This window comes from Photorhabdus sp. P32 (genome assembly GCF_038085095.1).
Classification (GTDB): domain Bacteria; phylum Pseudomonadota; class Gammaproteobacteria; order Enterobacterales; family Enterobacteriaceae; genus Photorhabdus; species Photorhabdus luminescens.
This window is the reverse complement of record NZ_JAZGJN010000184.1, coordinates 1-13671: the sequence shown is the minus strand read 5'-3', so window position 1 is coordinate 13671 and position 13671 is coordinate 1. Positions and strand designations below refer to the sequence as shown.

The 13671-nt window shown below is 41.6% G+C and carries 13 protein-coding genes, 1 tRNA gene and 1 pseudogene; 8 read left to right on the top strand and 7 right to left on the bottom strand.

The window, feature by feature from the left end; translation table 11 throughout:
• Window positions 1-1514: 1514 nt before the first annotated feature.
• On the top strand, window positions 1515-2273 hold the full coding sequence (locus tag V2H77_RS02370) for an SDR family NAD(P)-dependent oxidoreductase (RefSeq protein WP_341497512.1): 759 nt from the start codon (window positions 1515-1517) through the stop codon (window positions 2271-2273).
• Window positions 2274-2398: 125 nt separating this feature from the next.
• On the opposite strand, the gene V2H77_RS02365 is transcribed toward V2H77_RS02370, so the two are convergent.
• The 3 genes from V2H77_RS02365 to V2H77_RS02355 all read right to left on the bottom strand — a co-directional run bounded on the left by V2H77_RS02365 (window position 2399) and on the right by V2H77_RS02355 (window position 5097).
• A complete protein-coding gene (locus V2H77_RS02365; protein WP_341497511.1) occupies window positions 2399-3136 on the bottom strand; it encodes a hypothetical protein in 738 nt (245 codons plus the stop codon).
• 204 nt (window positions 3137-3340) lie between these two features.
• Complete coding sequence (locus V2H77_RS02360) at window positions 3341-4237, bottom strand: LysR family transcriptional regulator (protein WP_341497510.1); 897 nt, start codon at window positions 4235-4237, stop codon at window positions 3341-3343.
• Between the two features lie 323 nt (window positions 4238-4560).
• On the bottom strand, window positions 4561-5097 hold the full coding sequence (locus tag V2H77_RS02355) for a hypothetical protein (RefSeq protein WP_341497509.1): 537 nt from the start codon (window positions 5095-5097) through the stop codon (window positions 4561-4563).
• A 373-nt stretch (window positions 5098-5470) separates the two neighbouring features.
• Here V2H77_RS02355 and V2H77_RS02350 point away from each other — a divergent pair, with 373 nt between their 5' ends.
• Together V2H77_RS02350 and V2H77_RS02345 are read left to right on the top strand one after the other, a co-directional pair.
• The gene (locus V2H77_RS02350; protein WP_265380390.1) at window positions 5471-5671 is read left to right on the top strand and encodes a hypothetical protein; all 201 of its coding nucleotides are present in this window, start codon (window positions 5471-5473) and stop codon (window positions 5669-5671) included.
• Between the two features lie 158 nt (window positions 5672-5829).
• A pseudogene (locus V2H77_RS02345) lies at window positions 5830-6073 on the top strand (site-specific integrase); the annotation flags it as partial.
• Window positions 6074-6459: 386 nt separating this feature from the next.
• Here V2H77_RS02345 and V2H77_RS02340 read toward each other — a convergent pair.
• The 4 genes from V2H77_RS02340 to mutY form a co-directional block, all read right to left on the bottom strand.
• Window positions 6460-6535 (bottom strand) — tRNA-Phe (locus V2H77_RS02340).
• A gap of 152 nt (window positions 6536-6687) precedes the next feature.
• A complete protein-coding gene (mltC, locus tag V2H77_RS02335; protein ID WP_341497508.1) occupies window positions 6688-7761 on the bottom strand; it encodes a membrane-bound lytic murein transglycosylase MltC in 1074 nt (357 codons plus the stop codon).
• A 64-nt stretch (window positions 7762-7825) separates the two neighbouring features.
• Window positions 7826-8098, bottom strand: a complete 273-nt coding sequence (locus V2H77_RS02330; protein ID WP_049583168.1) for an oxidative damage protection protein — start codon at window positions 8096-8098, stop codon at window positions 7826-7828.
• 30 nt (window positions 8099-8128) lie between these two features.
• Window positions 8129-9169: an A/G-specific adenine glycosylase gene (gene mutY, locus V2H77_RS02325; RefSeq protein WP_341497507.1), complete on the bottom strand. Its 1041-nt coding sequence runs from the start codon at window positions 9167-9169 to the stop codon at window positions 8129-8131.
• Between the two features lie 241 nt (window positions 9170-9410).
• Between mutY and trmB the strand changes: the two genes are divergently transcribed.
• The 5 genes from trmB (at window position 9411) to V2H77_RS02300 (ending at window position 13412) form a co-directional block, all read left to right on the top strand.
• Window positions 9411-10130 (top strand): tRNA (guanosine(46)-N7)-methyltransferase TrmB, encoded by a 720-nt coding sequence (gene trmB, locus V2H77_RS02320; protein ID WP_132346720.1) that lies wholly within the window; start codon window positions 9411-9413, stop codon window positions 10128-10130.
• Window positions 10130-10456 (top strand): YggL family protein, encoded by a 327-nt coding sequence (locus tag V2H77_RS02315; RefSeq protein WP_049583164.1) that lies wholly within the window; start codon window positions 10130-10132, stop codon window positions 10454-10456. The genes trmB and V2H77_RS02315 overlap by 1 nt, the downstream gene beginning before the upstream one ends.
• 210 nt (window positions 10457-10666) lie before the next feature.
• On the top strand, window positions 10667-11593 hold the full coding sequence (gene glsB / locus V2H77_RS02310) for a glutaminase B (RefSeq protein ID WP_341497506.1): 927 nt from the start codon (window positions 10667-10669) through the stop codon (window positions 11591-11593).
• Window positions 11594-11621: 28 nt separating this feature from the next.
• Window positions 11622-12344, top strand: coding sequence for a DUF2884 domain-containing protein (locus V2H77_RS02305; RefSeq protein ID WP_341497505.1), 723 nt, complete (start codon window positions 11622-11624; stop codon window positions 12342-12344).
• 117 nt (window positions 12345-12461) lie between these two features.
• A complete protein-coding gene (locus V2H77_RS02300; RefSeq protein WP_341497504.1) occupies window positions 12462-13412 on the top strand; it encodes a siderophore ABC transporter substrate-binding protein in 951 nt (316 codons plus the stop codon).
• The last annotated feature ends 259 nt before the right edge of the window (window positions 13413-13671 follow it).

The following is a 13671-nucleotide window of genomic DNA, read 5'->3' as shown; positions in this document are numbered from 1 at the left end:
CGAAGTCATTTTTATCATGGTATATAACGCAATTGCATTTTTAACCATTTTTTACATATATCTTTAGTTTATCCTGATTTAGTCAGTATTTCTCACCATGTTATAGTCTGTGTATTTATTATTCATATTGTTGATAATAAATGTCTGATATTGATTCTTTTACAGAAAAGAAAGGTTTTTTCTCTGAAATGTCATCTATTACTGTAAGATTATTCGTGTTATTAATAACGATTCTTATTTTTATTTAAGTGTTTTGAATCCTATAGCATGATAAGTACCATATTGATAGCAAAATTCTTGTAAAGGATTGCTAATAACAGTGTAAAACTCTTATAGGCAAGGTGTATAGCACATATGGATAAACTTATCTTCACTATTTTTATTGAAATGGAGATTCAATAGCGATATTAATAAAAGTAATCTATAGCTACTCAACGCACTAGTATCTTACTCAAAGAAAGTGAATATTCTGATTGGGTAAACCGTAATATGTAATGCCATCGTATTAACTATATTAATACGATCGGGTAAACTGCCATCTTAACCACGATTAAGATAACGAGAGTTTCTTCTTATTTTTCTTAGGATTTTAAGTTGATTTCCAATTCAGAGTTTCGTCTTTGCTCTAGGTCTATTCTCACTCGACGGAAAACAGTATTAACTAAAATATGATCTTTTTCAACAAGTTAAACAAAAAAATAGTATTTTTTTTGCAATTAATTAAAATTTCTTTTTATTTCATTGTGTTATAAAATTAAATTAATCGATTGATTGAGTTAATTTAATCAAGAAATAATAATGATGTTTATTTAATGTCTTATTTTTCATCATGATATAAATTAGACAAATTGATTCATTTTTGTCTTATTATTAATTCGGATATTCTATTGTTATCGATGTGGCTGTATATTTCATCGTCAAAATCATTAATCACAGTTTTAGTCATAGGGGAAATTAATTGGGCCGGAACCACTGTGTTAACAGAGGTTAATCTGTGTTATCTGGTGTGTGCGTTTAGTGGTTTTATCTGATTGAGCGACGTCGAAATAGTCAGCAAGTTACGTAATGAAAAATTAGGTCATGTACCATGTTGAGAAGTGACAAAAAAGACTGTAATGATTGACATTCTACTATTTGAGTTCGATCTCCTATCATTGCAGATAGTTTCTCAGCATTTGATCTGTCATATCGAAGAGTGGAGATAATAAATCTCACATCTTTTGGTGGGAAACCTATTTTGGTCATACGGCTGACAATGGACATATTTTTTGTTAGTTTCTTTCAGCGGCAATGTTGTTATTTCAACGGATATTATTTTTTCACTACACGACGATTATCCTAATTGCTGAAATATCATCAGGAGCCTGTTTGTTATCCATATGAAATAGTGATAACGACATAACGCTATTTCCCACAGTCAAATCTGGTGGAGTATGGGAAGGTATTTACGCAACTTTTCCCCGCGTATCTGGATTTGTGACGAACTTTGAAGATACATCAATGAGGGTGATAATATGATTCGATTTGAAGATAAAGTTGTCATTGTTACCGGTGCAGGAAGCGGTATAGGCGAAGCCACAGCAAAACGTTTTTCACAAGAAGGGGCCATTGTTGTATTAGCGGGGCGGGATACTGACAAGCTCAACCGTGTATGCAGTGAATTGCCATCCAGCAAGGCGTTGGTTGTTCAAACGGATGTTACAGATCGAGAATCGACCAAGAATATGGTTGATGAAACCGTCAGGCATTTTGGCGGAATAGATATTCTGGTGAATAATGCAGGTATGTACCGTGCTGGTGATTTATTAAGCCTCTCGTTGGAGGAGGGAGATCAAGTACTAGCTATTAATCTCAATGGGGTAATCAATTGTAGCTATTTTGCCTTGCCTTATTTGCTGGAAAGTAAAGGATGTATTGTCAATAATGCGTCTGTGTCGGGGCTAGGCGCTGATTGGGAAGGTTTACACTATTGCGTGGCAAAAGGTGCAGTGGTTAACCTGACTCGTGCTATGGCGCTGGATTATGGTTCACGAGGTATTCGTGTCAATTCTGTTTGCCCCAGTCTGGTGCTTACGTCGATGACCGAACGTTTTGGCGATGAGATCTTGCATCAGTTCAACGACCGAATTCCGTTGCAAAGGGCAGCGACACCTGCCGAAGTTGCGGCAGCCATTACATTTTTAGCGAGCGAAGATGCCAGCTTTATTAATGGGGTGAACTTACCGATAGATGGTGGGGTCACCGCATCAAATGGTCAGCCCCATTTTAATTGAAGATAGATATTGTCGATCCACTATAGTTACATTATTTAAGAAGTAACAAATCATTTCAGAAGTAACAAATCATTTTAGAAGTAACAAACCGGCTGCGCATGAAGCGTCAGCCGGAAAATGAGCTTTTATTTGACTAATTTCGGCATATCACCACTGAAATCAACCCACGGGTTGGCGCCCAGCATCTCTGCGCCATCAACACTTGGTTCGTCATAGCGCATAACGAAATGCTTCGGCCCGTGGGCAAATGCCACGGTCAATCCATCCTTAGCATCCAGGAACCCAGCGTGCATTCCGAGTCCGGGATAGCTGAGACGCCAAGCAGGATCACCCGCTTCCACGCGTCCTATCGATAGTTTTGTAATTACGCCGTCCGGCAGACGAAAGAACCAGGTCCACGGACCGCCAGCCACAACCGTCATGACTTCATCAATACCCATCCCGTCTTCAGAGCTGTTTACGTGCAGTCTGCCGAATTTTTCGAGAACGGTTTTTCTGGCTTCAACCGAAATTGCTTTCATATCGTAGACTTTGGGATAAGGGGCAACACCTACTTCCGACGTCGATAGAAAACCGCCGCGGTGAGCTTCCGGCTGGCGACCAGCCAGTCGGATTTGCTCCAGGAGTTCTCCGCGGTGTAAAGGGAATAGCGAAATCAGCTTCTCGCTCTCTTCCCCAGTGATCGCGCGCGTTTTTGATGCTTCAAGAATAGGTTTGGCTTCTTCGGGGATTGGTGTTGTACTGACCCGGACGCCGATGGAAAATAAAATTTTGTTGACGTTCTCAATGCCAATGGTCGGCTGACGTCCGTCAAGATAAGACAGGACAAGATTTTCTGATGCTGAAATAACGGAATTGTTCATATTTATACCTTCTCAATTTTGATGCAACCGGTAAATTCATTTGCAAAACCGAGTATAGGGAGATGAATAGTTTATTAAAATGCCTATTATGTGAAAATATTATGCACTGGTAGTAAACAATTTTAATCCCCTCTCTGATATAACCATTACGTAAGGCGAGGGCTGTGATTCTGTAATAGAGCGTCCGTTAAAATCACGAGATATTCAGCAGGTTTCGTCCAGCGCATTGACAAGGAAATCGATAAAGGCCCTTGCCTTGATAGAACGTTCTTTATGAAAAGGTTGTATGGCATAAAGTGCCTGCGTATCCGCTTCCCATTCAGGAAGCAGCCTGACAAGTTCGCCTGACTGTAGCTCATCAATGACCAGTAATTCAGGTAATAAAACCACGCCATGCCCGGAAAGGGCTGCCTGTTTGAGCGCCAGTCCGTTATTCACCACATAGGTTCCGGGCTTAAGGTCAACGACTTTCACATCATTTTGATTGTGAAACATCCAGCGTCGTGGAGAAGAAGATAAACTGTAGATCAGACAGTTATGAGAAGCGAGATTTTCAGGGATGAGTATTTTTTCAGAAGCCTCAATATATGTCGGTGAGGCGCACAAGACTCGGGGCACTTTTATCAGCTTTCTGGAGCGAAGGCTGGAGTCGCTTAATTCACCGCCCCCACGTATCGCAACATCTATTCCATGCTCAATAAGATCGATATATTTATCAATCATGACAACTTCGACAGAAATACCGGGGTGGGCATGCATAAACTGGCATATCAGTGGATTTAATTCCTTTAGCCCTATAGACATTGGAATACTCACTTTTATTGAGCCTGTCAGAGCGTGAGAAGTTTCCATAACTGATAAGTCAGCGTTCTCCAGCTCATCCAGGATGTTGCACACCTGATGATAGTAATTCTTGCCGCTTGCGGTTATATGCATGCTTCGGGTCGTTCGGTTAATTAGGGGGCTTTTAAGATGCGCTTCAAGCTCATTGATGTTCTTACTGATAGCAGCTTTGGATAAGCCTAGATCCTGGGCGGCGGCGTTGAAACTGCCTAGTTCCACAACACGCCGGAAAACGCTGATTGCTCTTAACTTGTCCATAAGCACCACTATTGGATGAGTTTAACTGACAGGTGTATCAATAAACTGAGATAAAAAATTATATTTGACCATATGTTATTTTATTGTAGTGATAATGAAACTCATGCAGCAACATCTAAAGCATATGATCGGGTAAATACAGCTAATCAAAATACCCTGCCGGGTGATAAAACCGAATTAATGAGGAAGATGGGTGGCATGTCCTTCATCATGAAAGAAACAAACCTCGTTATTTTCAGCGAGGTTTGTCGGCGGTTTGAATGGCTGTGATCTCTCACAGCCATTGTTTCTGCATCATGTTGTCAGCATTGGCCGCTAAGCGGTCAGTTTACCTTGCTGCCCGCAAGTTTCTTCAACTCTGCAAGAATCGCGTTATACAATTGCTCAACGGTAGCAATATTAACCAGCGCAGCGTTGACAGGGGAAGCGATCTCCCCGTCTTCCAGCTCTCCTTTTCCTCCACCATAGTGGATTGTTGCCACAATTTTACTGTCCGGTGAAAGGCGGTTGCACTTGCGAAACGTATAGTGATCACCTCGTGCAGCCTTATTATCGAACGGGTACCGTTCAGCGGTAGGCGGCGCTTTCGTCACCAAGAGCACTGTACCCGCGGCGCTCAATGAGACGATTAATCCACATGAGTTCCACAGTCGGTTATGCCAGCGGGGCTCATAAGCGGGCAGGCTAGGCTCTTTAAGCCAATTCAGGATTACCGGCGTTGGCGGGATCAGTGCGCCTCCATCTTTGCCTTCTCCTTCAATGTCCATGAAGGCGTAGGCCGCTCCCCCAGTCGCAGTGCCATAGCGGCACCCGAGATTATTATCAAATATGTACTTAGCTTCTATGCGTGTTAGTGACATGACGGTTTCCTGATTGTGTCTGTCTTGTCCATGAAATGGACTTCAGTTGTGTTAGTGGTTTTAATGTTAAATATTATTAATTATTTTTGTCGTCGATATCTCTCTTTTGGATTGTTTTTTCTCCCCGTTTGCTGTTGGTGTTGGGCTGGTAAATGCCCATATAAAAAGGTTTTACCACTCCGAAAGGGAATGGTCGCGCTCCATTTCATGTCTTGTATAACATTACAAAAGGTATAGGATTGAAGATAAAATACGTCAATGTTTATAATATATTTATTTGACGTAAGCATACCGGCCGCGCCGTATTGGCGATGATTAAGCGGTGACAGCCACGTCCTGCGGCAGATGTTACGTGCCCCGGTTTCCTGACTAGGTGGTCAGAGCTGAAGGTCAGACAGCTCCAGGCCGAGATTTTGTGGCAACAATGGAAGTGACGGACAGGCTGAATAAGATCGCGTTCAGTCATCCGTTACCTGTATTATCGAAAACGGATAATGGCTCTGAATTTGCGGGGAAAATATTGGATAAATGGACGTATAAACGCAATATCCGGATCGACTTCTCTGTCCGGTAAAACAACGGACAATGCGGCAGAAATGTCTTAATGAGAGTGTAATTACACACTGATTTAATATGGGGCAATTTGAAGAGCGGGAACGGCAGACAAGGGATAACCATCGTGCCCGCTGTGCATTAATCCGACCTGATTGGCTGACGGTACTGGATACGTTGCGTTTGTCAAAGGAGTGTGGATTTGATGTAGGTCCGCACCGTTTCCGGCATACATTGGTAACTGAATTGATGAAAGCATCTGATTGTAATTTGCAAATTGCGCGGATTGTTGGGACACCGCAGTATTGCCACGACGATGGAATATATTGATATCAATCTGGATATTGCCGGGCGCGCGCTGGAGCGTGAGTTGATGCTGTATATTGATGTTGAGCCAGAAAGAGGCGAAATGTTAATCGGATAAAACAGAATATTCCCGCTGTTGTCTGAATTTGCCTTTTTCTACATAAATAATTCCCTGTTGCAAGATGGGGAATTTTTTTGAACCGATACAATCTTCCATAATTAACCGTCTTCTGATCAATCAGGAAATCTGAATAACCGATATACAACATCGTGTTAATTAATTCGTTGATTTTGGTTTGGGCTGCTTGACAGTTGCAATAGAACTTGTAAATATTGCGCTCGAACGAAAAAAGGACATCTGATTTCTCAGATATCCTAATCTTATAACCTTTATACTTATATCTAAGTAGCGCAAGGCTGATCAATCTACAATTATGCACTTTTGGGTTCCGGTATCGAACGCCCGTTGAGTCTTCTTAATCTCTCAACCAACGCTCTTTGATATGGTGCCCGGAGGCGGAATCGAACCACCGACACGAGGATTTTCAATCCTCTGCTCTACCGACTGAGCTATCCGGGCAACGGGGCGCATTAAACCGTATTCGGTAGAACTCGTCAATAGATTTCTTTGGAAATAGTGATTTGTGTTTTGAAATTATTCAATTAGCTAGGAATATAGGCAAAACAATAACGGAAAGTAGAAAAACTGCTCTCCGTTATTTTCTTAATATTTTAATGATGATAGTTTTTCTGGGCAGTATTGACTTTCATCAGGTAACGACGTGATTCTGCCGATGGATGTTTGGTTGTCAGGGTTTCATAAACATCACCCGGCGCCATTTTATTAATAATTTGAGCCGCTTTTTTCTTATCGCTAGAAAATACTCGTAATACACTACCTGCACCACCATTGTAAGCTGTTATTACCGCGTAACGACGAGATGTTGCGTTAGTGATGTCCCCCAGATAACTGTTTTGTAATATTGATAAATATGCTGTGCCGGCATCAATGTTATTTTCTGGATCAAATAGATAACTACGACTTGGTTGCCCTGATTTACCTTTTAACTTAAAGACATCGCGGCCAGCAGTATGTTGTATAACTTGCATCAATCCAAGTGCGTCAGAACGGCTGACTGCATAGGGGTTGAAGCTGGATTCTATTTGCATAATTGCCAAAATCAGGGATTCATCTATGCCATATTTAATGGAAGCTTGACGAATCAGTGGCAGATATTTATGAGCACGTTTGTCCAAATGGTTTGGTACCAGTTGCATAGTGACAGACCAAATGACATGTAAACCAGATTGGCGTTTTTGTAATTTGTTGGCAATCAGATAATCTGCAAAGTGCGTTGCTCGCCATTCCCAACGAATCGGTTGGCCGTTATTGTCCATGACTTGTCCGTAAAGAAAGGGTTCTTTACTGATCTGAATATCGTTAGTATCAGAATAGAGATCAACGGAACCTGGATCATCACCCATTAATAAGGTTGTGATAATGGCCTTACGTAAATAGGTTGTGGAGTCAGTTGGTGAAATTGTCTCAATCGTGATTGTTCCAGCTTCAAAATTGATATGGCTGCGAGTCTGGTATTGATCGGTATATTTTACGTAATCTTTTGGACCGGCAATTAATACTTCATGCAAGCCCCAAATGTTCTCAATGTTATGAGCAAACTGGCCCATCAAAATATCAAAACCATTGGTATCTTTTATATATTCTTCACGGTATTCACGATTTTTGTGGCTGGTGCAGGAAACAAGAATTGGGGCAATAACAAACAGCGCTAACAGTTTTTTCATCTTACATTGCCATTTGGTGTTGAATACAACATCAGAGCCAGTGGGCCCTGATGAAAACGAAATATTATTTTTCTGGCGGGGTATATCCATCAATTTGAATATCATGACCTTCGAACAGGAATTTAGTCATTTCCTGTTCAAGCAATTTACGATCTTCCGGGTTCATGGTGCTGAGTTTTTTCTCATTGATCAGCATGGTTTGTTTGCTCATCCATTGTCCCCATGCTTCTTTGGAAATTTCATTGAAAATGCGTTTGCCCAATTCGCCCGGATAAAGCTGAAAATCCAGTCCTTCGGCTTCACGTTGTAAGAAAGTACAAAAAACAGTTCTGCTCATAATAAATCCTCAAAATAGCGGGTATGGGATTCAGCTCAGTTGTTGTAATAGATATTCAACTGGCGCTGCTAGCCCAACAGTCGCGGGTTGCTGTAAGTTATACCAAAGTCCTTTATTTTCATCCATGCAGGTAGCAAAGGATAAAATATTTATTTTTATCGGCACAATATCCAGATGAAAATGGCTAAATGTATGGCGGAATGCGGTAAGTTGTTCATGTTTACTGTGAGAAATACCGGATTGTGCTAACCAGCCATTTAGCAAATCGATGCTTTCAAACTGAGGAAACGCAAACAAACCACCCCAGATCCCCGTTGGTGGACGCTGTTCTAACCAGACAGAGTTATGATTTTGCATCAGCAGGAAATAAGCTGTTTTCTCAGGAATGCTCTGTTTAGGTTTTTTACCTGGGTATTTTGTCCAGCTATGGTTAGCGTAAGCAATACATCCTTGATTTAATGGGCAGATTTCACATTTCGGCTTGCTGCGAGTGCAAACCATTGCGCCTAAGTCCATCATCGCCTGATTAAAATATTCCACCTCTTGTACCGGCGTTACATTGGCGCTGATTTGCCAGAGGCTGTTTTCAACCTCTTTTTTACCCGGCCAACCTTCCACGGCATAACAGCGGGCCAATACCCGTTTAACATTGCCATCAAGAATTGGGAAATGTTTACCTTGAGAAAGTGAAAGGATTGCGCCTGCTGTTGAACGACCAACGCCAGGTAGGGCGACAACATCGTCAAAAGTTGTCGGGAATTTACCTTGATGCTGCTCTACAATCTGCTGTGCCGCTTTATGTAAATTACGAGCGCGAGCGTAGTAACCCAGGCCGGTCCATAAATGAAGGACTTCATCAAGGGGGGCTGCGGCAAGTGAAGTCACATCGGGAAAACGTGAAATAAAGCGCTGAAAATAGGGAATGACCGTCGCAACCTGAGTTTGTTGCAACATCACTTCTGAAAGCCAGACGTGGTAGGAGGTCTTTTCCAGTTGCCAGGGCAGGGTTTTACGACCGTAACGATGGTACCAATCCAGTACCACTGTGGAGAATTGCTTTGCTTCCATCATTGGGATAATTGTCTTTAGGGAAAATCAGTGTTTCGTGAATAGGATTGCAACATAGTGTAACCTCGCTGTAAACCGGAACTTTGTTTTCGCGGCGCTACGCAATTTCGTATTAAAATTGTACTTGTCACGATCGGACTTGCTAAAATCGCCCATCTTTGGATAATGCGCTCTCTTTAGGTGGTTTGCTGGTAAAGCAGCCATAAACGGCTGAATAAATGCCTTTAAAACTGACAGAAATACCATGATAAATAACGTAATTTCGCCGGAATTTGATGAAAATGGCAGGGCGTTGCGCCGTGTTAGGAGTTTTGTTCGTCGTCAGGGTCGGTTAACTAATCGTCAGCAACAAGCACTTGATAATCTCTGGCCAAAAATAGGTGTTGAGTATCAGGCGGAAAAGCTGGAGCTGGCGGCGCTTTTTGGGCGAGAAGTTCCTGTAGTACTGGAAATTGGTTTTGGTATGGGAGCATCGCTTGTCACAATGGCAAGTCAGAATCCAGAAAAAGATTTCCTTGGGATTGAAGTTCATGGACCTGGCGTCGGCGCTTGTCTGGCTTCCGCAGAAGATGAAAATATCGGTAACTTGCGGGTGATGTGCCATGATGCGATTGAAGTGCTGGAAAACATGATCCCGGATAATAGTTTGGAAATGGTACAGCTTTTCTTTCCAGATCCGTGGCATAAAGCACGTCATAATAAACGCAGGATTGTACAGCCGCCATTTGCTGAACTGATAAGAAGCAAGTTGAAAGTGGGTGGCGTATTCCATATGGCGACTGACTGGCAGCCATATGCTGAGCATATGTTGGAAGTGATGAATGGCGTAGATAATTACCTTAATTTGTCTGAAAATGGTGATTATGTACCGCGTCCATCTTCACGCCCGATAACGAAATTTGAATTGCGCGGTCAGCGGTTGGGGCATGGCGTGTGGGACATAATGTTTAAGAGGATTAAGTAATGGCTAAAAACCGCAGTCGTCGTTTGCGTAAAAAGATGCATATTGATGAATTCAAAGAATTAGGCTTTTCTGTTAAGTGGAGCTTCCCGTCTAATACACCTGTAGATATTATCGATAGCACTGTCGATGCGTTTATTGATGAATTGATCGAATCTAATGGCTTAGCATTGGATGCCAGCGGTTATCTGCATTGGGAAGGCTTAATCTGTTTGCAAAAAATTGGTATGTGTACAGAAGAGCATCGCCAATTGGTTGAAAAGTGGTTGAAGGATCGCGGTATGGAAGATGTCATGACCTCTGAACTGTTTGATGTTTGGTGGGATTGATTAATCTATACCCAATGGATTTCAAGATGCATCGCGACGGCAAGGGAGCGAATCCCCGGGAGCATAGATAACGATGTGACCGGGGTGAGTGAGTGCAGCCAACAAAGAGGCAACTTGAAAGATAATGGGTATATCGCTATAAAATAGCTTGCATGAATTACAACAGGGGTTACTGGTGGTTAATGAGTACCCCTGTCTGGAGTAAAATCAGTGAGTACAACGTTCTCTAATACGTTATTGTCGGATATTTTGCGACAAGTTCGTCCCCTGATTGGCCAAGGGAAAGTGGCAAATTATATTCCTGCACTGGCGGAAGTTCCTGCTGATAACTTGGCAATAGCTATCTGTACCATCGATGGGCGGATATTTCATGCTGGAGATGCTGAGAGGCGTTTTTCGATTCAATCTATTTCTAAGGTATTAAGCCTGACTTTAGCCATGACGCGCTATCAGGAACAAGAGATCTGGCAACGGGTCGGGCAGGAACCTTCTGGTCAGCCATTTAATTCATTAGTTCAGTTGGAACTGGAAAAAGGCAAACCCCGTAACCCTTTTATTAACGCAGGCGCATTAATTGTATGTGACATGTTGCAGTCGCGATTGAGTGCGCCTAAACAGCGTATGTTGGAAGTGGTGCGCAAACTTGCTGGTTGTCCTGATATTTGTTACGACAACAAAGTTGCCCGTTCTGAAATGGAGCATTCTCACCGCAATGCGGCGATTGCCTATCTGATGAAATCCTTCGGTAATTTCGATAATGATGTGCTCGCGGTACTGCAAACTTATTTTCATTATTGCGCTTTGAAAATGAATTGTATTGAGCTTGCTAAGTGTTTTATTTATTTGGCGAATCAGGGGAGTACGATAGGTTCTGAGCAGCAGATTCTCAGTCCACGTCAGGCCCGACAGATTAATGCGCTGATGATGACCTGTGGTATGTATGATGGTTCTGGTGAATTTGCATTCAGAATCGGTATGCCGGGGAAATCTGGCGTTGGTGGTGGGATCGTATGTGTCGTGCCGGGAGAGTTCACAGTTGCTGTTTGGTCACCGGAATTGGATCGATCGGGGAACTCTTTAGCGGGTTGTGCTGCCCTAGAATTGTTAGCCGATCGTGTTGGTCGATCTGTTTTTTAATTCTTAGGTGATTTTCTTAGGAGAAAACATGTTACGCAAAATTATTATTGCCGCATCTTTGCTATTTGCTGCTCAGACTCAAGCAGGTTATGAATGCCAGGTAAATCCACAGAATGACATTATTATTACTTCTCAATCAGTTCAAGTTGTGGGGGCAAGTGGCAATCTCCAGATTTCACCTGATGGTTCAGTAATTCGCGATGGTAAGAACTTAAATTTAAATACTGAACAGCGTCAGAAAGCACAACGTTATCAGCAGGCTTTGCGGCAGGATTTGCCTTGGATAAAACAAGAAACCGGAAAACGCCTGATAACGGCCCGTAAATCCTTGGATAAAGTGGTAGTAGATACTATTGGTAAGGATAGCAATGTGCGTAATCGGTTGTCTGATCTTGAATCAGAGCTTAATCAGCAAATAAACCGAATTATTGAAACTCGCTCCGATGGTATGGCATTCCACCATCAAGCGATTAAACAGGTTGAAAAAGATAGCCGTCGCTTAATCGAGCAAAGTCTTGGTGGGGTTTTGCAGGACAGTATTAATGAGATTGGTAATAAACAATTTAGCCTGAATGGTGATAATAATCAGGCATTACAATCATTGCTTGGTAGTTTGGGTGGATTGCAGAATGATTTGAAAGCTGAATGGCGGGTTCAGGAAGAAGATTTCCAGCGTTTTGGCAAAGAGGTTTGTGGTAAGGTCAGTGGCCTTGAGCAACAGAGAATTGAGTTACTGAATTCTATTAAATAATTGCTAATAATTACAAATAAGAATCAATTTGAAATTGATTCTTATTTAGATTGACATATTTTTTTCGCTACCTAGAATGCAAATGTTTACTAAATATCCTTTCTTGGAGTGCGATATATGAAAAAGATAATCCCTGTCGTTCTGGTATCGTTATTTGCTGTTGCAAGCCATTCCGCATTTAGTCAGAAATCTGCTGTAGTTACACCTAATGTAGTTACCGCTCAGGCTAATGATAAGATCACAGTTAAGCACCTTTCCGGTGAAACTGAGGTCAAAAAGAATCCTCAGAAAGTTGTTTCATTTGATTTCGGTATTTATGATTCATTAGTTAAATTAGGTTTATCAGATAGGGTTGTTGCATTACCTACTGGTAATACGCCTGAATATCTCCGTAATAGCTTACCTAAAGGGGTAGAAAATGCGGGGGGTATGAAAGAGCCAAATCTGGAAAAACTGGCGCAACTTAAACCTGATTTAATCGTTATTAGCGGGCGTCAAACTCCTTTCTATGAAAAACTGTCAAAAATAGCACCGACAATTAATTTGGGTATTGATAGCAAAAATTATCTGGTTTCAGTTGAAAGTAACATAACGTTATTAGGTGAATTGTTTAATAAACAGAGTGAAGTGAAAGAGCAGATTGTTGAGCTGGAAAAAATTATTGCTAAAGCTCAGGATAAAGCTAAATCTTCTGATGCAAAAGTTTTAGTATTGCTGCATAACGCAGGTAAATTAGTGCTGAACGACCAGAGCGTAGTGTATGACGTGGTTAAGGCGCAGAAAGCAGAATTATCTATTCCTGCTGGTGAAGATAAAAACAAATTCGTTGTAGTGACTCCTGATATGATTGCTAAAGCTAATCCTGATGTGATTCTCATTATTGACCGTAGTGAAGCAATTGGCGCAGGTAAGTTGGACAAACAAAAATTTGAAGATGATAAAGTAAAATCTACTTCAGCATATAAGAATGGCAAAATCACTTACCTAAAATCTGATCTGTGGTATTTGTCGGGTGGTGGTTTGGAAAGCTTGGCTGCACAAGTTAATGCTGTAGCTGATGCCCTTTAATCAGGTCATGGGCCATTTTGAATAGTAAATAGTGATTGAAGTTCCACAATGGATTGTTTTAGGTTTGGTCTGACAGTTATCGGTTATTTATGCTGGTGGCTGTCAGTTTTTTGGTTTAAATGAAGTTACTATCGTACAACGATGATTTGTCGTTTGGTTATTGTGTTTACATCTTGCCCGATGGGTGCATTATTCTATGAATAGTTAGCTTATTATTCTTATTCCCAGAATTAATAATTAAAAAGATAGATGAATTTTT